Annotated in this window: 20 protein-coding genes and 1 tRNA gene; 15 read left to right on the top strand and 6 right to left on the bottom strand. The window is 66.8% G+C overall.

Annotated elements, in window-relative coordinates:
- Window positions 1–6 precede the first annotated feature (6 nt).
- Together asnB and ACQGNJ_RS14860 are read right to left on the bottom strand one after the other, a co-directional pair.
- Window positions 7–1,674: an asparagine synthase B gene (gene asnB, locus ACQGNJ_RS14865; RefSeq protein WP_426690015.1), complete on the bottom strand. Its 1,668-nt coding sequence runs from the start codon at window positions 1,672–1,674 to the stop codon at window positions 7–9.
- A 169-nt stretch (window positions 1,675–1,843) separates the two neighbouring features.
- Complete coding sequence (locus ACQGNJ_RS14860; RefSeq protein ID WP_426690014.1) at window positions 1,844–1,966, bottom strand: hypothetical protein; 123 nt, start codon at window positions 1,964–1,966, stop codon at window positions 1,844–1,846.
- Between the two features lie 109 nt (window positions 1,967–2,075).
- Between ACQGNJ_RS14860 and ACQGNJ_RS14855 the strand changes: the two genes are divergently transcribed.
- From ACQGNJ_RS14855 to ACQGNJ_RS14845, 3 genes are read left to right on the top strand one after another with little or no spacing between them, the layout of a single operon-like run.
- The gene (locus ACQGNJ_RS14855) at window positions 2,076–3,170 is read left to right on the top strand and encodes a lysophospholipid acyltransferase family protein (protein WP_426690013.1); all 1,095 of its coding nucleotides are present in this window, start codon (window positions 2,076–2,078) and stop codon (window positions 3,168–3,170) included.
- Window positions 3,167–4,030: a phosphatase PAP2 family protein gene (locus ACQGNJ_RS14850; protein WP_426690012.1), complete on the top strand. Its 864-nt coding sequence runs from the start codon at window positions 3,167–3,169 to the stop codon at window positions 4,028–4,030. Before ACQGNJ_RS14855 ends, ACQGNJ_RS14850 begins: the two co-directional genes overlap by 4 nt.
- Entirely contained in the window at window positions 4,027–6,531 is a 2,505-nt protein-coding gene (locus tag ACQGNJ_RS14845; RefSeq protein WP_426690011.1) for a PEP/pyruvate-binding domain-containing protein, read from the top strand. The genes ACQGNJ_RS14850 and ACQGNJ_RS14845 overlap by 4 nt, the downstream gene beginning before the upstream one ends.
- On the opposite strand, the gene ACQGNJ_RS14840 is transcribed toward ACQGNJ_RS14845, so the two are convergent.
- From ACQGNJ_RS14840 to ACQGNJ_RS14825, 4 genes are all read right to left on the bottom strand, one after another.
- Window positions 6,518–6,883, bottom strand: a complete 366-nt coding sequence (locus ACQGNJ_RS14840) for a SpoIIAA family protein (RefSeq protein WP_426690010.1) — start codon at window positions 6,881–6,883, stop codon at window positions 6,518–6,520. The genes ACQGNJ_RS14845 and ACQGNJ_RS14840 overlap by 14 nt on opposite strands.
- A 66-nt stretch (window positions 6,884–6,949) precedes the next feature.
- Window positions 6,950–8,698: a single-stranded-DNA-specific exonuclease RecJ gene (gene recJ / locus ACQGNJ_RS14835; protein WP_426690009.1), complete on the bottom strand. Its 1,749-nt coding sequence runs from the start codon at window positions 8,696–8,698 to the stop codon at window positions 6,950–6,952.
- On the bottom strand, window positions 8,659–9,579 hold the full coding sequence (locus tag ACQGNJ_RS14830; RefSeq protein ID WP_426690008.1) for a phosphoglycerate mutase: 921 nt from the start codon (window positions 9,577–9,579) through the stop codon (window positions 8,659–8,661). The genes recJ and ACQGNJ_RS14830 overlap by 40 nt, the downstream gene beginning before the upstream one ends.
- 4 nt (window positions 9,580–9,583) lie before the next feature.
- On the bottom strand, window positions 9,584–11,530 hold the full coding sequence (locus ACQGNJ_RS14825; RefSeq protein ID WP_426690007.1) for an ABC-F family ATP-binding cassette domain-containing protein: 1,947 nt from the start codon (window positions 11,528–11,530) through the stop codon (window positions 9,584–9,586).
- 194 nt (window positions 11,531–11,724) lie between these two features.
- On the opposite strand from ACQGNJ_RS14825, the gene ACQGNJ_RS14820 reads away from it, so the two are divergent.
- The 12 genes from ACQGNJ_RS14820 (at window position 11,725) to ACQGNJ_RS14765 (ending at window position 21,008) form a co-directional block, all read left to right on the top strand.
- Window positions 11,725–12,084, top strand: a complete 360-nt coding sequence (locus ACQGNJ_RS14820; protein ID WP_426690006.1) for a hypothetical protein — start codon at window positions 11,725–11,727, stop codon at window positions 12,082–12,084.
- 129 nt (window positions 12,085–12,213) lie between these two features.
- Window positions 12,214–13,248 carry an agmatine deiminase family protein gene (locus ACQGNJ_RS14815; RefSeq protein WP_426690005.1) on the top strand — a complete coding sequence of 345 codons (1,035 nt, stop codon included), beginning with the start codon at window positions 12,214–12,216 and terminating at the stop codon, window positions 13,246–13,248.
- Window positions 13,249–13,307: 59 nt separating this feature from the next.
- A complete protein-coding gene (locus ACQGNJ_RS14810) occupies window positions 13,308–14,198 on the top strand; it encodes a carbon-nitrogen hydrolase (protein ID WP_426690004.1) in 891 nt (296 codons plus the stop codon).
- A gap of 88 nt (window positions 14,199–14,286) precedes the next feature.
- Entirely contained in the window at window positions 14,287–15,534 is a 1,248-nt protein-coding gene (locus ACQGNJ_RS14805) for a TraB/GumN family protein (protein ID WP_426690003.1), read from the top strand.
- A gap of 84 nt (window positions 15,535–15,618) precedes the next feature.
- Window positions 15,619–15,705: transfer RNA gene (locus tag ACQGNJ_RS14800), tRNA-Leu, on the top strand.
- Window positions 15,706–15,793: 88 nt separating this feature from the next.
- Window positions 15,794–16,870 (top strand): tyrosine-type recombinase/integrase, encoded by a 1,077-nt coding sequence (locus ACQGNJ_RS14795; protein ID WP_426690002.1) that lies wholly within the window; start codon window positions 15,794–15,796, stop codon window positions 16,868–16,870.
- Complete coding sequence (locus ACQGNJ_RS14790; protein WP_426690001.1) at window positions 16,867–17,445, top strand: hypothetical protein; 579 nt, start codon at window positions 16,867–16,869, stop codon at window positions 17,443–17,445. Before ACQGNJ_RS14795 ends, ACQGNJ_RS14790 begins: the two co-directional genes overlap by 4 nt.
- A gap of 85 nt (window positions 17,446–17,530) precedes the next feature.
- On the top strand, window positions 17,531–17,722 hold the full coding sequence (locus ACQGNJ_RS14785) for a hypothetical protein (protein WP_015447522.1): 192 nt from the start codon (window positions 17,531–17,533) through the stop codon (window positions 17,720–17,722).
- Complete coding sequence (locus ACQGNJ_RS14780) at window positions 17,719–17,937, top strand: hypothetical protein (RefSeq protein WP_426690000.1); 219 nt, start codon at window positions 17,719–17,721, stop codon at window positions 17,935–17,937. The genes ACQGNJ_RS14785 and ACQGNJ_RS14780 overlap by 4 nt, the downstream gene beginning before the upstream one ends.
- Window positions 17,934–18,572: a hypothetical protein gene (locus ACQGNJ_RS14775; RefSeq protein ID WP_426689999.1), complete on the top strand. Its 639-nt coding sequence runs from the start codon at window positions 17,934–17,936 to the stop codon at window positions 18,570–18,572. Before ACQGNJ_RS14780 ends, ACQGNJ_RS14775 begins: the two co-directional genes overlap by 4 nt.
- Window positions 18,573–18,637: 65 nt before the next feature.
- Window positions 18,638–18,994, top strand: coding sequence for a hypothetical protein (locus ACQGNJ_RS14770; RefSeq protein ID WP_426689998.1), 357 nt, complete (start codon window positions 18,638–18,640; stop codon window positions 18,992–18,994).
- Window positions 18,987–21,008 carry a bifunctional DNA primase/polymerase gene (locus ACQGNJ_RS14765; RefSeq protein ID WP_426689997.1) on the top strand — a complete coding sequence of 674 codons (2,022 nt, stop codon included), beginning with the start codon at window positions 18,987–18,989 and terminating at the stop codon, window positions 21,006–21,008. Before ACQGNJ_RS14770 ends, ACQGNJ_RS14765 begins: the two co-directional genes overlap by 8 nt.
- Window positions 21,009–21,127: the final 119 nt, after the last annotated feature.

Genomic DNA, 21,127 nt, shown 5'->3' with positions numbered 1-21,127 from the left:
GCGCGGTCAGGCCAGTGCCTGCTGGTGCACGTCCCGCACCGCGCGACCCGACGGATCGGCGGCATGGGCGAACGCCGGGTCCCAGGCCAGCGCGGCCGGTGACGAGCAGGCGATCGACTTGCCGCCGGGCACCGTCGCCGCACACGCCTCACCGGGGAAGTGCTGTTCGAAGATGCGCCGGTAGAAATATGCCTCCTTGGTGGCTGGCGTATTGAACGGGTAGCGCGCCGCGGCCGCAGCAAACTCGCGGTCGCTGACCGCCTGCTCGGCGTGCGCCTTCAGCCCGTCGATCCAGCCATAGCCGACGCCATCGCTGAACTGCTCCTTCTGCCGCCACAGGATCGCGTCAGGCAGGGCACCCTCGAATGCCTCGCGCAGCACTGCCTTCTCGATGCGTCCCTGCCCCGCCATCTTGTGCTTCGCATCCAGGCCCATCGCCACGTCGATGAACTCCAGGTCGAGGAACGGCACGCGCGCCTCCACGCCCCACGCCATCATCGCCTTGTTCGCGCGCAGGCAATCGTAGCTGTGCAGCGCGTCGAGCTTGCGCACGGTTTCCTCGTGGAAGGCCTCGGCCGAGGGCGCCTTGTGGAAGTACAGGTAGCCGCCGAAGATCTCGTCCGAACCCTCGCCCGACAGCACCATCTTCACGCCCATCGCCTTGATCCGCCGCGCCAGCAGGTACATCGGCGTGGCGGCGCGGATGGTGGTGACGTCGTAGGTCTCGATATGACGGATGACTTCGGGCAGTGCGTCCAGGCCCTCCCAGAAGGTGTAGACGAAGCCGTGGTGCACGGTGCCCAGCGCCTCGGCGGCGACCTGGGACGCAGCCAGGTCGGGCGAGCCGTCCAGCCCGATCGCGAACGAATGCAGGCGCGGCCACCACGCCTCGCTGCGATCGTCGTCCTCGACCCGCTCGCGCGCGAACTGGGCGGCGCAGGCGGCGACCAGCGAGGAATCCAGGCCGCCGGAAAGCAGCACACCGTAAGGCACATCGGTCATCAGCTGGCGATGCACCGCCTGTTCGAAGGCCTTGCGCAGGACCGGTGCCGGAACATCCTGGCCGCGGTTCGCCGCGTAATCACGCCATGGCCTGCTGTAGTAGAGCTGCAGCTCGCCACTGATGCTGTCGTAAAGGTGACCGGGCGGGAATGGCGCCACGTCGGCACACACGCCGACCAGCGCCTTCATTTCCGACGCCACGCACAGCCGGCCTTGCACATCGTGGCCCCAGTACAGCGGGCAGACACCGATCGGATCGCGGGCGATCAGGTAGCGCTGCGCTGCGCCGTCCCACAACGCAAAAGCGAAGATGCCGTTTAGCCGGCCGAGGAAATCGCTGCCATGCTCGCGATACAAGGCGTTGATCACCTCGCAATCCGAGCCGGTGGTGAAGTCGTAGTCGCTGGCGGCGCGCAGTTCGCGGTGGTTGTAGATCTCGCCATTCACCGCCAGCGCCAGCGCGCCGTCGCGCGAACGCAGCGGTTGTGCGCCGCTGGCCGGGTCGACGATGGCCAGGCGCTCGTGCACCAGGATCACCCCGGCGTCGACGAAGACCCCGCTCCAGTCCGGCCCGCGATGGCGCTGGCGCTGCGACAGTTCCAGCGCCTGCCGGCGCAGTGCGGCCAGGTCATCGCCCGGCTGCAGGTCGAACATTCCGAATATCGAACACATGATGGGGATTCCTCGGTCGCTGGTTCTGATGCCGCTCTTGATGAAAAGTCGGCCATGGATGGCCGGCTGTGCTCTGCGCGGATGGAGCCGCGCACAAACCAAAGATTCAAAACAAAGAAGGCCCGCACGTGGCGGGCCTTCTTCGCGTATTTTTCGTGGAGACTTGAAGCTACGCGCGGGCCCGCCAACGGTTGGCGTTATTGTTCGCGCGATTGTTGTTGTTGCCGACCAGCACGAAGCCCCGCGCGGCAGGCGCGGTGAGGATCGGGAGACTGGCGGAAATGGAATGCATGGGTGAACTTGAACAGATTCGCCGATCGCATGCAAGTGCATCCGGCGCAAGGTGACGCGGGCTTGTGCTTGCCGCTACATTGCCGCGAATGAGCCATGACGAAACAGGGATGTCAGCCCGCTCGGCCAACCCTCCCCTGCCGTTCCCGCCCGGTGGTCGGCGGCTGCGATGGTCGGTGCGGCTGCTGGCCTGGCTGCTGCGGGGCTTCTATTTCCAGCCCATCCGGATCGTCGGTAACCACCAGCGGCCGATGCCGCGTCGCGGTGGCAGGCTGATCGTCAGCAGCCATCGCAATGGTGCTGTCGATGGTTACCTCGTGTTGCGGGCGTTTCCCGGCGTGCAGGGACTGGTCTCGATCCAGTTGCTGCAGCACCCATTGCTGCGCTGGATGTTCGATGGCATCGCCGTGGTACGCGACAAGGACCGTGCACGCCACGGCGTCCGGCGCGCCATCTTTTCGCATCCCGTCGACGCCGGCTGCGCGCAACTGCGGGCCGGCGGCGACCTGGCGATCTTTCCCGAAGGCAGCAGCGAATGGGGCTGGCAGCCACTGCCTTATCAGCGTGGCGCGGCGCGCATCGCGCGCACGCTGATCAGCGAAGGCGTGTCGCTGGAAGTGCTGCCGCTGGGCCTGCATTACCAGGCGCCGGACCGGTTCCGCTCGCGCGCCGAGGTCCTGCTCGGCGCTCCGGTCAAACTGCCTGCGCGCGAGAGCGATGAAACCGACCGCGCCTGGGAGCAGCGCATCCACGCAGAGATCGCCGCCGCGCTGGATGCGGTATCGGTGAACTGCGCCGACCCCGCATCGTTTGCCGCCGCCGAGGCCCATGCGGCGATGCGGGCGGCTGCGGGCGAGTCCTACGCGCTGGCCTTCATCGACGCCCAGCAGCACCCGCAGCGGTTGCATCCATTGCCGTCGGTGCCACAGGTTCACCGATGGCCGTGGGACTGGCTGCTGGTCGGCGCCTTCCTCCTGCTCGCGGCGCCGGTCCTGCTGGCCGGGCGATTTGCCGGCAGCAAGGCGGATGCACGCAACACGGTGAGTTTCTTCCGCATCGTCGGCGGGTTGGCGGCAGCGTTGGTGTGGCTGCCGTGCCTGCTGCTGGCCACCGCGCTGTGGCCGTTGCCGCTGCTCGCACTGTGGCTCGCAGCGGCATGCGGCTGGTGGCGCTGGCCACGCGTCATGCACCGGAATGCACGATGACGATGACCCGAATGCACCGATGGATCGGCCATGCCTTCGCGGCCGAGCTGTTGTTGATCCTGGTGCTGGGCGGTGTCGGTGCCTGGCGGATGGGCGACGCCGAGCTGCGGCTGGCCAGCCTGCTGGGCGCCGTGGCCTGGCTGCTGTTGCTGGCAGCCACATGCGCTTGGCCTGAAAGTCGCTGGGCCAGTTGGAAAGGCACGCTGCAATTCGTTGCCTGCTGGCTGATCTTTCCCTTGTTCAAGGCGATCCGCGAGGTCTTCATCGCCCATACCGCCGATGCCGCCCTGCTGGCGCTGGACCGGCAGCTGTGGGGTGGCCTGAGTCTTCCCGAACACCTGCTCGGCTGGGAACGACCGTGGCTGTCGGAACTGCTCAGTGGTGGCTACTTCCTGTTCTATTTCGTGGTGCTGCTGCCGGCCTTCGCGTTCAGCCTGCATCGACGCCGCCATGAGGCGAAGGCCTTTTTCCTCGGGCTGACAACGATGTACCTGATCGGCTTCGCCGGTTACCTGCTGGTGCCGGCCGGCGGGCCGTACATGGCGTTTCCGGAGATCTTCCCCTACCCGGTGCACGGCGGGGCGATGACCGCCCTGCTGGCCGGCGTGGTCAAGGCCGGCATCACCGGCATGGACGTGTTCCCCAGCCTGCACAGCGGCATCGGCGTGTACGTGCTGGGTTTCTTCGCGCTAGGCGGTTACCGGCGCAGCGCGCTGCTGCTGACGCCGATCATCGTGGCGCTGGTCGTGGCCACGCTGTACCTGCGCTATCACTACGGCATCGACGTGCTGTGCGGGATCGCCCTCGCCGCCGTCGCGCTCACCCTCATTCAACGCTATCGCAAGGAAGGTCGCCCATGAGCCAGCTGTTCGCATTCACCGATCCGCAAGCCACTGAGCACGCCATCAGCGGTGGCAAGGGTGCGAACCTCGCGCGCGCCGCACGGCACCTGCCGGTACCGCCCGGCATCGTGGTGGGCAGCGAGGTCTATCGGCAGTTCGTGGCGCCGCTGCACGAGGCGATCCGCGCCGTGCTGGACGATGCCACGCTCGATCACGCTGCCCGCAGCGAACGCATCCAGAGCCTGCTGCTGGCGCAATCGCTGCCCTCATCGTTGCGCGATGAACTGATCGAGAAGATGCAGGCCCTCGGATTGGCCGACACGCCTGTAGCCGTACGCTCCTCCGGCACGCTGGAGGATCTGCCCGGCGCCGCGTTCGCCGGCCAGCACGACACCTTGCTCGGCATCCGCGGGGTGGACGCCGTACTTGTCGCGATCCGTCGCTGCCATGCCTCGCTGTGGAACGCCCACGTGCTTCCGTATCGCGAACGACTGGGGCTGGATCACCTGGATGCGGCAATGGCCGTGGTGGTGCAGAAGATGGTGCAGGTGAACGAGCACGAAGCCGCCGGCGTGGCATTCTCGATCGACCCGGTGCGCGGTGCGCTGGACCAGGTACTGATCAATGCGGCGTTCGGCCTTGGCGAAACCGTGGTGGGCGGCGAGGCGCCGGTGGACGAGTACCGCCTGCAACGCGGCGACCTCGGTGAAGTGGCGGCGGTGATCGCGGAAAAGCCGCAGGCGTTGGTGACGGATGACGCCAACGGCACGCGCCATGTCGCATTGCCCGCGGCGCAGGCCAACGCCCCCGCCCTCGATGCGGAACAGCGTCGTGCGGTGGCGAAGCTGGCGTTGGCCGCCGAACAGCACTTCGGTTTCCCGCAGGATATCGAATGGGCCTGGCAGGACGGCCAGCTCTACTTGCTGCAGTCGCGCGCGGTGACGTGCATTCCGGCGCGCTGGACGCGCGATGAATCGGCCGAGCGCTTCCCCAACCCGGTCACCCCGTTGACCTGGGACCTGTGCGAAGCCGGCTTCCACGCCTCGCTCAATCACAGCTTCAGGCTGATGGGCCTGCCGCCGTTCGGCGACAAGTGGTTCGCAATGCGCGACTACTACATCTACGGCAACCAGAACGCCGTGCAGCTGTACAGCGGCCGCACACCGGCAAACATGCTGAAGGACGTGGAAAGCATCCGCGCGGCGTTGCCGCAGATCGCGGCACAATTCGCCTGGGTGCAGGAGCTGCCGGTGCGCTGGATGCGCGACCTGGATACCTACCTGATCGGCATCGGCACCCTGATGCGCGAACCATTGGACGGCCGCCCGCTCAACGAACTGTGGGATTACGTGCTGCGCATCAACGCGCTGGGCGCCAGCTACTTCCTGCCGAACATCGCCATCTCGCTGACCCAGCGCACGCTGTACGTGGGTCTGCAGCAGATGCTGCAACTGGCCTTGCCGGCCGGGCAGGCACAGCAGGTATTCGACCAGTTGCTGGCGGTGACCGACACCAAGACCAGCCAGGTCAACGCCGAACTGTGGTCGCTGTCGCGGCTGGCGCGAATGGACGCAGACCTGCTCGGGCGACTGCACAACGAAGCCAGCATCGACTTGCTGGAGGCGCTGCCGCAGCATCCCGCTTTCCACGCCGAGTTCCAGCGTTTCCTTGCCCGCCACGGCCACCGCGAACTGGATTTCGACGCCTACCATCCGACCTGGGTCGAGGCGCCGCAAATCGTGCTGGATCAGCTGAAGATGCTGATCGACCGGCCCGACGAGGATCGCGCCGCCGCCGAACTGCGCCAGAAGGCTGCGCAGGCGGCGATGGAACACAGCGTGCTCAACCACGCGCCGGAGGAACTGCGCTACCTGGTACATGAAGTGATCCGGCTGGCCCGTGCCTACACCGCGCTGGACGACCTGGAGCACTATCAGACCACCCGCCTGCACCTGCCGTTCCGTCGCGGACTGAAGGCGATCGGCGAACAATTGGTCGAGCGTAGCGTGCTGACCGATCCGATGGACGTCTATTTCGTGCCGCTGGCGGTGCTCGACGCCGCCCTGCACCGCGGCGAGCTGGCCCCGATCACGCCGGCCGCCGCCCAGCACAAGGCCGGCTATCTGGCCGCCTGCGCCCGCACGCCCGACTGGATTTTCGGGGAGGCCGAACCTGTCAGCATCGACGGAACCGACGTACTCAACGGTCTGGGTGGCAGCCCGGGTGTCGTCGAAGGCGTGGTGTTCGTGGTGCGCTCGCCGGAAGATTTTCCACACTTCCCGAAGGACGCGATCCTGGTCGCCCGCACCACCAACCCGGCGTGGACGCCGCTGTTCTACCAGGCCAGCGGCGTGATCACCGAAAGCGGCGGACCGCTTTCCCACGGTGCGGTGACCGCCCGGGAACTGGGACTGCCGGCGGTGATGAGCGTGCGCCACGTGATGCGCCTGCTCGACAGCGGCCAGCGGGTTCGCCTGGACGGCCGCAACGGCACGGTCGAAATCCTCAGTCCGCCGTGATCCAGCGCATGGCTTCCTCGATGTCGGCGCCAGAAAAAAGGCCAACCTCGGCCGGAACCGCGAAACTGAAAGCGGTGACGGTACCGCGCAGCCATGGCACATCCGTGACCAGGGCGATCCGGTCCCAACCGCTGAAATGCCGCGCGCCCAGCTTGGCGTCGTTCCACATCGCGCCCGCGTCGAAGCCGGTGAAGTCGTCGGCGGTGACGTACAGCAGACGCAACTTGCGGTTCAACGCAAACGCCGCCTCGACATCGGGCACGATGATGTTTTCGTAGTCTTCCGCGGTGACCTGGCCGTGGGCGCGAAAGCCCAGGGTGCCGGGTGGCAAGCCTTCGATCTGTGCAATCACGGCGATTCTCCATTTGGCGTTTCATGCAGCATGGCCCCGGACACGTGAACAACGTGCAAGAGCAGTTCAGGCCGCTTCGATATGCCGCAGCAGCAGGCGCGGGCTCTCGCGGCCCTGCCAGTCGTTGATGACCAGTTCGTAGGCGGCGTGCAGTCGCGGCGGCGGTGGCTGGCCGTGGTAGGCGTTGAACATCACCGCGTCGTGCACGGCACCGTCGCGCGGATCGCGCAGTTGCAGGCGCAGATGGGACTCGCCCATCACCTTCCAGCTGGCGCACTCGAACAGGTTGTCGAACAGCGGTTCGGGAAATGCCTGGCCCCACGGCCCGGCCCGGCGCAGTTGCCGCGCAAGATCCAGGGTAGCGCTGCCCGGTGGCAATTCGCCGTCGGTATACAGCACCGCCTGCAGCCGCTCCGGCGCAATCAGCTCGCGCGCCACCGCGTCGAAGGCGGCGGCAAAGCGCGGATAGTCGTCCGCTTTCAGGCTCAGTCCGGCCGCCATCGCGTGGCCGCCGAAGCGTTCGATCAGACCGGGCTGGCGCGCATCGACCGCCGCCAGCGCATCGCGAATGTGGAAGCCGGGGATAGAACGCGCCGAGCCACGCAGGTTGTCGAGGTCATCCTCGCTGGCCGGGGCGAAGGCGATCACCGGGCGATGCAGCCGCTCCTTCAGTTTCGACGCAACCAGCCCGACCACGCCGGCATGCCAGGAGGGTTCGAACAGGGCCACGCCGATCGCCTCGACAGCGCCCAGCCCGGCCACCATCTGCTCGGCCTCGGCCACCATCGACGCCTGCAGGTCGCGCCGCTCGCGATTGATCGCATCGAGCTGCCCGGCGTAATGACGCGCCTGCGCCACGTCGTCGGTGAGCAGGCATTCCACACCCAGGCGCATGTCTTCCAGCCGCCCGGCCGCGTTCAGGCGTGGCCCCACGGCGAAGCCGAGGTCGCTGGCGCACAGCGTCGCCAGACTGCGCTTGCCGGCCTCGACCAGCGCGGTGATGCCGGCACAGGCACGGCCGCTGCGCATGCGCTGCAGGCCGGCTTCCACCAGCACGCGGTTGTTGAAATCCAGCGGCACCAGGTCGGCGACCGTGCCCAGCGCGACAAGGTCGAGCAGGCTCGACAGATCCGGCTCGGCACCGGGAAACGCGCCCTGCTCGCGCAACCGCGCGCGCAGGCTGAGCAGCAGGTAGAACATCACGCCAACGCCAGCCAGCATCTTGCTCGGGAACGGATCGCCGGTCAGATTCGGGTTCACCATCGCATCGCAGTCGGGCAATTGCTCGCCGGGCAGATGGTGGTCGGTGACGATGACGCGGATGCCGCGCGTCTTCGCTGCAGCCACGCCAGCGAGGCTGGCCACGCCGTTGTCCACGGTGACGATCAGTTGCGGCGTGGGTTGCAGCGTGGCCACGAAAGCCGCACTCAGTCCGTAGCCGTGGGTGAAGCGGTTGGGGATCGCATAGCTCACCCGTCGCGCGCCCAGCAGACGCAGTCCACGCACGGCCACCGCGGTGCCGGTGGCGCCGTCGCAGTCGTAATCACCGGCGATCAGGATCGACCAGTCGTCGCGGATCGCTTCGGCCAGCAGCTCGACCGCCTGCGGCATGCCGCCCAGCAGTTGCGGCGACAGCATTCTGGCCAGTCGGTGCTCGGCCTGACCCGGTTCCAGCACGCCGCGCGCGGCGTAGATCTGCTGCAGCACCGGGTGGACCGACGACGGCCAGCCCACCGGTGCGCCGTGGCCTTCGCGGCGGCGCAATTGCAAGGCGCTCAACGCCCTGCCCCTCGCCACAGGCGCCAGCGATGCCATGGCTTGCGCTGAAAACGTTCGCCGCTGGCGAACTGCAGCAGCGTCGGCTGCCGGTCGAGCAGGGGCTGCAGGTTTGGCCACCAGCGCGAGGCGATGTCCTGCGCCGGCAGGTCCTGCAGGTCAACCAGCCAACCCTTGCCGGCACCGGCAAGGGCTTCGGCGCTGCGTGCCTGCTGGGCGATACCGGCGTGCGCCGCCAGCGCGCGCAGCAAGACGTCGTCGCTGAGCACGCCGCTCAGCTCACTGCGACCCCTGCCCGGCAAGGCACCGCCGCCCCACAGCCACAGGCTGTTGACCGGCGACAAGCCGCGCGCCTGCCGTTGCGCGTTGAGCGGATGCTGATGCAGCAGCACCTGGATTTCGTTGAGCAGGACGCGCCAGCGACGGCCGTGCTGACCTTGCGGCAGATGCCGGGCCAGGTCTTCGCCCAGCGCCTGCGCCGGCGTGGCGAAGTCGGGCAACGGCATATCTGCTGGCAGGCGCAGGTGCCAGTGATCCGGCGTGGTGAGCTGCAACTGCATGCCGGCGTCCTCGAACACCGGTCGCAACGGTTCGGCCAGCGATTGCGCCGCAGCCATGTCCAGTTCCATCCGGCCGCAGGCAAGCAGGCGCACGCCATTCATGTCCGGCTGCACCCAGGCCGGATCGGCGGACAGCCAGCCGTGCCCGTCGGCGTCGCCGGCCAGGAACTGGCGGGTGATTGCCGCGGCCGGCAGGGTCGTGGCGACCTCGGGAAAGTGATCGGCCAGGCCGCCGAGATAGCCGCTGCGGCCGGCGGCAAGGCGATCAGCCCTGACCAGCCATTCGCGCAACGGATGCCCCGGCTCGAAGTGCGCCAGCGCGGGCAACCACAACTGCAGCGAGGGAACCGGGGTCGACATGCGCTTACGCCTCCAGCTGTTCCATCAGCGCCAGCCATTCGCTTTCCAGCGTGTCCTTCTCGCTACGCAACTCGGCCTGGCGCTGGCCCAGCCGCATCAGCTCCTGCGTCGAGCCGTTGTAGGTGGCCGGATCAGCGAGTTGTGCCTCCAGCGCGGTCAGCTCGGCATCGATCGTGGCGGTGCGCGTCTCGATCTTCTTCACCCGCTGCCGCGCGGTCTTGCCGTCTTCGCGCTGGGCGGCGGCCTGACGCCGGCGCTCCTCGGGCGAAACCTCGACCAGCTTGACCACCACCGGCTTGGCCACTGCCGCTGCCGCGCCGGCCTTGGCTGCCTTCTTGCTGGCTGACCCGCGATTCTTCAGCCAGCGTGCGTAGTCGTCGAGATCGCCATCGAACGGCTCGACCACGCCGTCGGCAACCCGCACAAAACTGTCGCAGACCATGCCCAGCAGGTGGCGGTCATGCGAGACCAGCACCAGTGCACCGTCGAAATCGGCCAGCGCGTCAGCCAGCGCCTCGCGCATGTCCAGGTCGAGATGGTTGGTCGGTTCGTCCAGCAGCAGCAGGTTCGGCTTGTCCCACGCGATCAGGGCCAGCGCCAGGCGCGCCCGTTCGCCACCGGAGAAGCCGTCGACCGATTCGAATGCGCGTTCACCGGCGAAATTCCAGTTGCCCAGGAAGTCGCGCATGACTTGCGTCGCCACGCCCGGCGCCTTGTCCATCAGGTGATCCAGCGCGCTGGCACCGGCGCGCAGGCTTTCCACCGTGTGCTGGGCGAAGTAGCCGATGTTGAGGTCCTTGTGCACCTTGCGCTCGCCGCCGAACGGTTCCAGCTCGCCGACCAGGGTCTTCACCAGGGTGGACTTGCCGGCGCCGTTGGGCCCGAGCAGGCCGATCCGCTCGCCCGCCTCGATGCTGAAACGCACATCGGCCAGCACGATATTGGCCACTTCCTCGTTGCCCTCGCGACTGGACGGATCGGCCGCATAGCCTGCGGTGATGTCTTCCAGTTGCAGCATCGAATCGGGCAAACGACCCGGCACCGGGAAGGTGAAGCTGAAAGGCCGCTCGGCCCGCACGGCTTCGGTGCCAGCCATCTTCTCCAACCGTTTCATGCGCGACTGCGCCTGCTTGGCCTTGCTGGCCTTGGCCTTGAAGCGATCGACGAAGGACTGCAGGTGCGCGCGCTCGGCCTGCGCGCGCTCGTGCGAGATCTGCTGCTGGCGCAACTGCTCGGCGCGCAGGCGTTCGAACGCGCTGTAGTTGCCGGTGTACAGAGTCGCCTTGCCGTCGTTGAGGTGCAGCGTGTGGGTGATCACGCCATCGAGGAATTCGCGATCGTGCGAGATGATCAGCAAGGTGCCCTGGTAACGGCGCAGCCATTCCTCCAGCCACAGCACGGCGTCCAGGTCGAGATGGTTGGTCGGCTCGTCGAGCAGCAACAGGTCGGACGGGCACATCAGGGCGCGCGCCAGATTCAGCCGTCCGCGCCAGCCGCCGGAGAATTCCTGTACCGCCCGCTCGTGGGTTTCCGGCGGGAAACCCAGTCCGTGCAGCAGGCGCCCGGCACGGGCGCGACCGTCGTAGCCGTTGAGCTCCTCGATGCGCTGATGCGCCTTGGCCATCGCTTCCATGTCGCCGCGCTCGCCGGCCTCGGCTTCCGCGTTCATCGCCTCCGCCAGTTCCTCGTCGCCACCCAGCACATAGTCGATCGCCGCATCCGGCAGCGCCGGGGTTTCCTGCGCCACCGAGGCCAGGCGCAGCTTGCCGGACATCTCCAGTTCGCCGGCATCGCCCTCCAGCTTGCCCTGCAAGGTGGCGAACAGGCTGGACTTGCCGCAGCCATTGCGCCCGATCACGCCGAGGCGCCAACCACTCTGGATCACCAGGTCGATGTCGGACAACAGCAGACGGCTGCCGCGGCGCAGGGCGAAATGTCGGAAGGAAATCATGAAAAACCCGGGCTGAAACGGGCGGGTCGTTGCCCGCAGCCGCCCATGATAGCGGTGATCAGGCTATTCTCGACCAGTTGTCGGGCCTGGCCGAATGCCGAACCCATCGCAATCGCCATCGCCCGGCATGGCGTAGCATGGGTACTTCTGCTACAACGACGCCGCATACAGCCTTGCAGGGAGAGGGGGAGCCAATGGTCAAGTTCACCAATATTTTGCCGATCGTCGTCTTGGCGGCGGCTGCCGCCTTCGCCGCGCCGCAGACGGCTGCCGCCGCACAGCACCGGCACGGCGACAGCCTGCTGGTGCATCGCGTGCAGCAGGAAAAGGGCATGAACCTGCCTCGCCGCGGCCTGAGCATGAGCCAGGTCGAAAAGACCTGGGGTGCACCGCAGCGCAAGTTGTCGCCACGCGGCGGCGACACCAGCAAGCACCCGCAGATCAATCGCTGGGAGTATTCGAACTTCATCGTCTACTTCGAGCACAACCACGTGATCCACGCAGTGCTGAACACGCCAGCGGGCAACAATACCGACCCTTCGGCGATCAACTGATCGGGTTTCATCAGGCGCGGCCCGCAGCGATGCGGGCCGCGTTTTTGTTTGCGCCGCGCCGGCGCGTCGTACACTTTGCGGTCGCACGCCCATAGCCTGGCGTCCACCGCCCGACCACGAGATCCCCGCATGACCGACCACACCTTGCGCCTGCCTGCCGAATGGGAACCGCAATCCGCCGTGCTGATCGCCTGGCCGCACGCCGGTACCGACTGGGCCGAGCGACTGGCCGCGGTGGAAACCACCTATGTGGCGCTGGCCGGCGCGGTCACCCGCTTCCAGAAGCTGATCATCGTGGTCGCCGACGCGGCGCTGCAGAAGCATGTCGAATCGTCGTTGCACATGGCGGGCGTCGATCTCCGACAGATTCGCTTCATCGCCCTGCCCTATGACGACACCTGGCTGCGCGACTCCGGCCCGATCACGCTGAAGGGTGGCGCCCGGGGTTTCCAGCTCACCGATTTCCGTTTCACCGGCTGGGGCGGCAAGTTCGGCGCCGAGCAGGACGATGCGCTGGTCACCGGCCTGGTCGAGGCTGGCGTATTTGGTCACGCCGCGCACAAGCGCATCGACTGGGCACTCGAAGGTGGCGGCATCGAAAGCGATGGCGCCGGCAGCATTCTCACCACCTGGCGCTGCCTGGTGCAGCGACACCCGGAGCAGTCGCGTGAGGAAATGAGCGCGATCCTGCGCGAGGGCCTCCACGCCGACCGTGTGCTGTGGCTGGACTACGGCTATCTCGAAGGCGACGACACCGACGCGCACATCGACACGCTCGCCCGCTTCGCGCCGGGCGACCGCATCGTGTTCCAGGCCTGCGACGATGCCAGCGACCCGCACCACGCCGAACTGCAGCGCATGGCCGACGAACTGGCGGCCATGCGCACCACCGATGGTCGCCCGTATCAGCTGTATCCGCTGCCATGGCCGCAGCCCGTGATCGACGAAGGCCGTCGGCTCGCCGCGTCCTACGCGAATTACCTGATCGTCAACGGCGCCGTGCTGGTGCCGGCCTATGGCGATCCGGCCGATGCCGAGGCCGCGCGCATCATCGGCTCGGCCCATCCCGGCCGCGAGGTGGTGCAGGTGCCGTGCCGCGCGCTGATCTGGCAGAACGGCAGCCTGCACTGCATCACCATGCAGCTGCCTGCCGGGCTGGCCTGAGCGGCATCGGCTAAACTGTACGGTCTGTTCCGTCTGGCGCCACGCCAAGGATTGACCCGATGACCCGCAACACCCTCAAGGTCGCCCTGCTGCAGGAAACCGACCGCGGCAGCCGCGACGCCAACCTGGATGCGATCGAGGCTGGACTGCGCGAGGCAGCCAGGGCCGGCGCCGAGCTGGTATTGCTGCAGGAACTGCACAACGGGCCGTATTTCTGCCAGCACGAGTCGGTCGATATTTTCGACCAGGCCGAGACGATCCCCGGCCCCGGCACCGAACGCATCGGCAAGCTCGCCGAGGAACTGCAGCTGGTGGTGGTCGCCTCGCTGTTCGAGAAACGCGCCACCGGGCTGTATCACAACACCGCCGTGGTGTTCGATCGGTCGGCGGCGATCGCCGGCAAGTATCGCAAGATGCACATCCCCGACGATCCGGCGTTCTACGAAAAGTTCTACTTCACGCCGGGCGATCTTGGCTTCGAACCGGTCGACACCTCGGTCGGCCGCCTCGGCGTGCTGGTGTGCTGGGACCAGTGGTATCCGGAAGCAGCGCGCCTGATGGCGCTGGCCGGCGCCGAACTGCTGCTTTACCCCACCGCGATCGGCTGGGATCCGAACGACGAACAGGCCGAGAAGGATCGCCAGCGCGACGCCTGGATCACCGTCCAGCGCGGCCACGCCGTGGCCAACGGCCTGCCCCTGCTGTCGTGCAATCGCACCGGCTACGAGGCCGACCCGACGGCAGTGGGTGCCGGCATCCAGTTCTGGGGATCGAGCTTCGTCGCCGGCCCGCAGGGCGAGTATCTGGCCCAGGCCGGCACCGATCAGCGCGAACTGCTGCTGGCCGAGGTCGACCTGGCCCGCAGCGAGCAGGTGCGCCGGATCTGGCCGTTCCTGCGCGACCGGCGCATCGACGCCTATGCGGACCTGCTCAAGCGCTACCGTGACTGAGAGCCAGCCGACACCACGGCCGTTGCTTGTTACGCGTCGCGGTCGTCCCCATGCATGGATTTCCCCTTGAAACCGGCCTGCTGATCGCATGAGCGTCCCCGAAACCGAAATCACCGCCTTGCCCGCCGCGCTCGACGGGCAACCGATCGAACGGGTGCAGCGCGATGGCGTGGAGTACGTGGTGCTGGGTACCGCCCACGTCTCGCGCAGCAGCATGCAAGCGGTCGAGGCGCTGCTGGAGCACGAGCACTTCGACGCCGTGGCGGTGGAACTGTGCGACAGCCGCGCGCAGAGCATGCGCGATCCGGAAGCCTTCAGGCAGCTCGACCTGTTCAAGGTGATCCGCCAGGGCAAGGCCGGGATGGTCGCGGCCAGCCTGGTGCTGTCGACGTTCCAGAAGCGTCTGGCCGACCAGTCCGGCATCCAGCCCGGCGCGGAAATGAAGGCCGCGATGGACGGTGCCGACCGACGCAACCTGCCGCTGTGGCTGATTGATCGCGAAGTCGGCACCACCCTGAAGCGCGCCTGGCGCAGCGTGGGCTTCTGGCAGCGCTTCGGCCTGCTCGGCGGCCTGCTGGCCAGCGTGTTCGATCGCGAAGACATCGAACAGGGCGAGATCGAGAAGTTGAAACAGGGCGATCTGCTGGAAAGCGCATTCAGTGAATTCGCCAATGGCTCCAAGCCGCTTTACGACAGCCTGATCGGCGAACGCGATGCGTTCATGGCCGCGCGCCTGCGCCAGGAAGCGCGACGTTCGACAAGCGCAGCACCTGGCGAAGAACATCGCCGCGTGCTGGTGGTGATCGGCGCCGGCCATCTGAAGGGCATGTGCACCTTGCTGCGCGAGCAGCAGGACGATCCGGCGAGCAAGGTCGCCGAACTGGCGCTATTGCCGCCCAAGGCACGCTGGCCGAAATGGGTCGCCGCGGGACTGGTGTTGCTGGTGTTCGCCGCGATTGCCTGGGCTTTCCACCAGAACACCGCACTGGGCACCCAGGCGTTGCGTGACTGGGTATTGTTCACCGGCGGGTTCGCTGCGCTCGGCGCGCTGATTGCCGGCGCACATCCGGTCAGCATCCTGGCCGCCTTCATTGCTGCACCGATCAAGCCGTTCCGTCCCGGCATTCCGGCCGGTGGCATCAGTGCCACGGCCGAGGCGTGGGTGCGTCGCCCGCGGGTGGTCGACTTCGACAGCTTGCGCGACGACATCGTGCACTGGAGTGGCTGGTGGAAGAATCGCGTCGCGCGCACCCTGCTGAACTTCTTCCTGGTCAGCATCGGCACGATCATCGGCGAGTACAGCGCCGGCATCCACATCTTCAAGAGCCTGTTCTGAGCCCTTCCACGTAACCGGCAAAGGCACGCTGCGTGCTACGATTCGCGCCGCCTGCAGCCTCGCTGCAGTGCGCTCCGACATCCGGCCCGGATGGCGAAACTGGTAGACGCAAGGGACTTAAAATCCCTCCGCCGCAAGGCGATGCGGGTTCGATCCCCGCTCCGGGCACCAATAAAATCAATGATTTAGCCTGCATCGCTTGTTGAGCGTGGCTTGCCGTGGGACACTCACGGGACACAACAGCCAACAAGGGTCAATCATGGCCACTATTGTTCGACGCGTGGGACACGATGGGACAACGAGCTATCAGGCTCGCGTGCGCGTGCGTGGTGAACGTCCCCGCAGCCGCACGTTCAAGCGCAAGACCGACGCGGTAGCCTGGGCGACCAAAGCCGAGAGCGATCTAGGCCACGGCTCCTATGTGCCGACCACGGCCGATCGTCGCCGCACCCTTGGCGAACTGATCGACAAGTTCACCGCCGAATATCTCCCCGTGAAGCCCAACAGCAAAGACGGCGCGAAGGTCGCCGCCATGCTGCAGTGGTGGAAGGATCAAGCGGGCTTTGTGACGCTGGACAAGCTCACGCCGCAGACGGTCGCCGGCTACCGTGCGGAACTCTCCGCCAAGCCGTCGGCGCGCGGTGGTGGCGTGCTGTCCGGCGCAACGGTGAATCGCTATCTGGCCGCCCTGTCCGCTGTCTGCAAGTGGGCATGGAAGGAACTAGGCTGGCTGCCTTCAAACCCCGTGCTGGCGATCACGAAGCGCAGCGAAGGCGCTGGCGTGGTGCGCTTCCTGTCTGACGACGAGCGCAAATCCTTGTTGACCGAGTGCCGCGCGAGTGACGACCCGAACATTTATTGCGCCGTGATGCTGGCGCTGGCCACCGGCGCGCGTCGAGGAAATATCTTTCCGCTGCGCTGGGAAGACGTCGACCTTGAGCGCATGACGCTACTTTTCGCCGACACGAAGAACGGCCAGCCGCGGCGCGTGCCTATCGTCGGCCCCGCGGTCGCCGCTATCCGGCAGCAGTGGGAGCGCGACCCGACGCAAAAGGGCTGGGTCTTCAAGGGCCGCAGCGACGACGCGCCCGCCAACCTTGATAAGCCGTGGGCGAAGGTGCGCGACGCGGCCGGGCTGGTGGACTTCCGTTTCCACGACCTGCGCCACACGACCGCAAGCTATCTCACGATGAACGGTGCGAGCTTGGCCGAGGTCGCCGAGGCGCTAGGCCACCGAACGCTGGTGATGGCTCGCAGGTATATCCACATGACCGGCGACCACACGCGCGGCGTGCTGGAACGCATGGCCGGTAATTTCTTGGGAGACGACGAATGACACGCAAGCGCGAGGACATCGAGAAGCACGGACGTTTGAAGAATCCCGGCCCCCTGAGTCACGGGGAGGTAGTTCTAATACAGCGCAAGACCGCGCGCGAGTTCGCGGACTGTATCGAGCGCGGCGAAACGTTTAGCGTCGTGGACGTGGTGGCCATGTTGCGCGCACGCGCCGACCAGAAATGGCGCGGGCGGCGACCGGACGGCGCACCCGCATCGCGTGAACCAGAGCGCAGCGCCATCCGTTCCGAGGCTGACAAGATCGAGGCCGGCGAACCGTTCGATGCGCAGCTAGTTGCAAATGCGCTGCGCCGATTGGCTCGCGCGCTTCCTAGCACCCCGCGGCCGACGCAAGGGCGTCCGACGAAGGTAGACCACGCAGCGATCGCACTGGAATTTGAGGCACAACGCCTGCAGCGCCCAGACGTGTCAACTTTCCAGTTGACCGGCGAGCTGGCAGAAAAGTACGGCGTCGATGAAAGCACCATCACGGCAGCCAACGTAGCGTGCGGCGATAGAGCGCGACGCCACTTCAAAGCGTTCCTGTGCGACTTCGGCGCGCGTTGGGATAAATAGGGCCGACTATTCCCCTAGAGCCGCTACCGGCCAAAATCCGACCATCTCCACACCAGCCAGCAATGGCTAACAACGGGAGATGGCAATGAATCGCAACCTAAAGTCGGTGACCCAGTTCGCCGCAGAGTCACCCTTCACCGAAGCGCAGCTGCGCTGGTGGATCTTCAACGCCAGCACGAACGGCCTGCAGTCCGCTGTGGTGCGCATCGGCCGCCGCGTGTATATCGACGTCGACGCCTTCAGCGCGTGGGTCGACCAGCAGCAGGTGGCAGCGTGAACGCCGCCGACCTCACCCCGCCGGATGCCGTGGTTACTCCCGGCCTGATCGAGGCCGCCGAACGTGGCGAGCCGGGCGCCGACGCGCGCGCATTGCGTCATTGTGACGCTTGGCTCGCTTCCGGCCAGCCGCTACCGCCTGCCCTGCGCGACTGGATGCACCGGCGCGCGTGGGCGATCGTGGGTAACGCGATGATCGTGGAGACCGGCCCATGATCACTCGTAACTGGGAAGCGATCACCGAAGCCCTGGACCTGTGCGCGCCGCACATGGATTCAGACGGCGGTATCTACGCGAACCACCGGGCCGAGGTCCAAGGCTGGACCCTCCTTGTCGATTGCTACGCCCCGGACGCCCCGGACGCCGCCGACGTCTGGATGGCCGTCCACATCATCATGGGCTTGACGCGCACCGCCGCCGACAGGGACTCGCTCAACCTTCTGCGGTTGTGGCTCACGCCCGGCTATCGCGGCCAGACCACCGCGCAACTGATCGCCCGCAGCATGGCTTGGAGTGTAGCGACGCGCGATAACCGGCAGACCGTGCTGGAGGTGCTCGGCGACCTTGCCGACGACGTGGAGCACGATGCCGACGGCCGGCCGGATGCCGACGACCTGCGCGCCGAGCTGGAGGAAGTCCGCGCCGAGCTGGCCGAGCTGAAGGCAGAGCGGATGCAGCCGACCCTATCCACGTTCGACTGGGTGCGAAACCCGACGGCATCCATGCGTTCATTCGCCCGCGCGGTGGCGTCGCTGGTGCGCCTGTATCCCATGCGCTGTAACGCGCCGCTCGATTCATTGGAAAAGGTGGCAGAGGCGCGCGCATCTATCGCCCGGACGGTGAAGCCGTGAGCCGCCGGCCCGATCCCGAAACGTGGCCCCGGCAATCGCCGGCATACCACGCCGCGAAACGCGTTGTGTACGCGCTTGCCGGACTCACGAAAGCGACGGCGACGTTAACGACGAGACGCCCGACGGTGGCGCAGGCTTTCGACTTACTGGACCGCGCCGATTCTCTGGTCCGTGCAATTGAAGTGCTGACCCTCGTTGAAGGCGAAGCAGCACCGCCGCCGAGAACTGAGGCCGCAATTGCCGCAGACGTCGCTTCGCATGGCCGGGCGATGGCCGCGATCACGTCGGGCTGGCGCTCATGCGTGCCTGACCTGTCCACGTTATCCGGCGCGCGTCGCCTGTCCACCGCCCTATGCCGATCAATCGCCGCGCTGGAAGCCATCGAGCGCCAGCACGACACCGAGGAAACCCCCGATGAATAATCTTGAGTACGCCGCGCAGCTGGCCGCGGCTGGGTGGCGCGTCCATCCCTTGCGACCCGGTAGCAAGCTGCCGATGTTGCCGGGCTGGCAGAACGCCGCGACCAATGACGCCGCAACCGTCGCCGCGTGGTGGGCAGAAACCCCAGCCGCAGGGATTGGCATTGCCACCGGTGCGCCGGTGATCGTCCTGGACGTCGACACCAACGGCAAGCCCGGCGCGAAATCACTTGCCGCGCTGATCGCCGCGCACGGCCCATTGCCGCAGACACTCACGGCGCGCACCGCCTCCTCTGGGCTTCACTACTACTTCGCCAGTTCGGAGCCGATCCGTAACAGCGCCGGCAAGGTGGGCAAGGCGCTGGACGTGCGGGGTGCTGGCGGCTACGTCGTTGCACCGCCGACCGTGGTGGACGGCTGCGCTTATCAGTGGGCGGATCTGTCCCCGATTGCAACGGCACCGGCCTGGCTTGTTGCCGCGGCGCTGGCTGCTGCGCCGGTATCCACTGCGCCAGCAGGTGAGCCGGTCGAGGTCACCGCCGAGCTACTGGAGGACCTGCGCGACGCGCTGACCGTGCTGGACGCCGACGACCGTGACCAGTGGATTAAGGCCGGCGCGGCGCTGCGGGCGCTTGGCGATGCTGGGCGCGAGTTGTGGGTCTCGTGGAGTGAGACCAGCCCGAAGCACAACGCCGACACCGACCCCGATACGTTCGAGACGATCGGCCATGATTCCACGGGACCGGCCGCTATCTTTGCCGCTGCTGCGCGTGAAGGCTGGCAGAATCCCGCGGCTATGCGACGCGCATCGGAACTGTTCGGCCGCCAGCCGCAACCAGTCGATGCACCTGCCGGGCCGACGTTGCGCCCGGTGCCGATTGCCGACGTCATGGGGGCAACGGTCGCACCGCCGCAGTTCATCGTTAACCCGCTGATCCCTGCCGGCCATCTGACGCTGTTCGGATCGCATGGCGGATCGGGCAAATCAATCCTTGCGCTGGCCATCGGCGCGCACGTCGCGGCCGGCCAGTCATGGGCAGGGCTTCCGGTACAACATCGCCCGGTGCTCTTTGTGTCGCTGGAAGATGCCGCGGAGATCGTGCGTTATCGGCTGCGCAAAATTATCGAGGGCTACCAGTTGGACCCCGCCGCGGTGCTGGCCGGGCTGACGATTCTGGACGGTAGCGCCGGGCTGTCCGCGCTGATGACAGAACATGCTGCGTTCGGCATGCGCTCACTGGTGCCGACGGCGACGCTTGGCGAACTGCGCGCCGCGGTGGGCAGCGCCGGCCTGCTGATCATCGACAACGCCAGCGACGCCTACGACGGCCCCGAGAATGATCGGCGGCAAGTGCGGACGTTTATCCGTGAGCTGGCCGGACTGGGCCGCGGCAACAATGCCGGCGTGATGCTGCTAGCTCACATCGACAAGGCCGCGGCGCGGTTCGGCTCGCAAGGCAACAGCTACAGCGGCAGCAGCGCATGGCATAACTCGGCACGCTCACGCCTCGCACTGGTCGACACGCGCACCGGCAAAGAGCTGGTGCAGGAAAAATTGAACCTGGGCGCAAAGGCCGCACCGATCCGGCTCGCTTGGACACCTTCCGGCGTGCTGATCCCCGACCGCGCCGAGTACGTCGACGGTGCAACCGGATCGGATGCGGACGCGGTGCTGGCGGCAATCACTGCCGCAGTGGCGGATGGCGTCAACGTGCCGGCCGCGCGAAGCGGTCCAGCGACGACGCAGCGCGTACTGGAAAACCTGCCGGATCTTCCGGCGACGTTGCGCGGTACGCGAGGACGCGAGGACTTTTGGGCGGCCGTTACCGACCTACAGCGAAGCGGCCGGATCGTGGTCGAGGAATATCTAAACGACTCGCGCCATCGACGGGAGAAATTTAGCGTTGCGCCAGTGCGCCAGTTAGCGCCAGTTGTAGAACCAGCGCAAACCAGCGTATCGGCGCATGGAACGCGCGCCAGTGCGCCAGTTCCGGGTGCAGGGGTACAAGGGGAATGAGAGCCGCAAATAACCAGCGCATTCCCGTCCCGGATTTAGCGGATCGCATCGCCGACTGTCTGGCGACGCTGGAAGCCACGGCGCGCGCATCGTCCATCCCTGTCACTGGCGATGGCCGA

The organism is Rhodanobacter ginsengiterrae (assembly GCF_050026815.1).
GTDB classification, from domain to species: domain Bacteria; phylum Pseudomonadota; class Gammaproteobacteria; order Xanthomonadales; family Rhodanobacteraceae; genus Rhodanobacter; species Rhodanobacter ginsengiterrae.
The sequence above is the reverse complement of the archived record's forward strand: the minus strand, read 5'-3'. Positions and strand labels throughout refer to the sequence as shown.

Excerpts from the sequence above, each read along its gene's own strand:
- asnB (WP_426690015.1), bottom strand. The coding sequence starts at position 1,674 with ATGTGTTCGATATTCGGAATGTTCGACCTGCAGCCGGGCGATGACCTG.
- ACQGNJ_RS14860 (WP_426690014.1), bottom strand. The coding sequence starts at position 1,966 with ATGCATTCCATTTCCGCCAGTCTCCCGATCCTCACCGCGCCTGCCGCG.
- ACQGNJ_RS14855 (WP_426690013.1), top strand. The coding sequence starts at position 2,076 with ATGTCAGCCCGCTCGGCCAACCCTCCCCTGCCGTTCCCGCCCGGTGGT.
- ACQGNJ_RS14850 (WP_426690012.1), top strand. The coding sequence starts at position 3,167 with ATGACGATGACCCGAATGCACCGATGGATCGGCCATGCCTTCGCGGCC.
- ACQGNJ_RS14845 (WP_426690011.1), top strand. The coding sequence starts at position 4,027 with ATGAGCCAGCTGTTCGCATTCACCGATCCGCAAGCCACTGAGCACGCC.
- recJ (WP_426690009.1), bottom strand. The coding sequence starts at position 8,698 with ATGGCATCGCTGGCGCCTGTGGCGAGGGGCAGGGCGTTGAGCGCCTTG.
- ACQGNJ_RS14830 (WP_426690008.1), bottom strand. The coding sequence starts at position 9,579 with ATGTCGACCCCGGTTCCCTCGCTGCAGTTGTGGTTGCCCGCGCTGGCG.
- ACQGNJ_RS14825 (WP_426690007.1), bottom strand. The coding sequence starts at position 11,530 with ATGATTTCCTTCCGACATTTCGCCCTGCGCCGCGGCAGCCGTCTGCTG.
- ACQGNJ_RS14820 (WP_426690006.1), top strand. The coding sequence starts at position 11,725 with ATGGTCAAGTTCACCAATATTTTGCCGATCGTCGTCTTGGCGGCGGCT.
- ACQGNJ_RS14815 (WP_426690005.1), top strand. The coding sequence starts at position 12,214 with ATGACCGACCACACCTTGCGCCTGCCTGCCGAATGGGAACCGCAATCC.
- ACQGNJ_RS14810 (WP_426690004.1), top strand. The coding sequence starts at position 13,308 with ATGACCCGCAACACCCTCAAGGTCGCCCTGCTGCAGGAAACCGACCGC.
- ACQGNJ_RS14805 (WP_426690003.1), top strand. The coding sequence starts at position 14,287 with ATGAGCGTCCCCGAAACCGAAATCACCGCCTTGCCCGCCGCGCTCGAC.
- ACQGNJ_RS14795 (WP_426690002.1), top strand. The coding sequence starts at position 15,794 with ATGGCCACTATTGTTCGACGCGTGGGACACGATGGGACAACGAGCTAT.
- ACQGNJ_RS14790 (WP_426690001.1), top strand. The coding sequence starts at position 16,867 with ATGACACGCAAGCGCGAGGACATCGAGAAGCACGGACGTTTGAAGAAT.
- ACQGNJ_RS14785 (WP_015447522.1), top strand. The coding sequence starts at position 17,531 with ATGAATCGCAACCTAAAGTCGGTGACCCAGTTCGCCGCAGAGTCACCC.
- ACQGNJ_RS14775 (WP_426689999.1), top strand. The coding sequence starts at position 17,934 with ATGATCACTCGTAACTGGGAAGCGATCACCGAAGCCCTGGACCTGTGC.
- ACQGNJ_RS14765 (WP_426689997.1), top strand. The coding sequence starts at position 18,987 with ATGAATAATCTTGAGTACGCCGCGCAGCTGGCCGCGGCTGGGTGGCGC.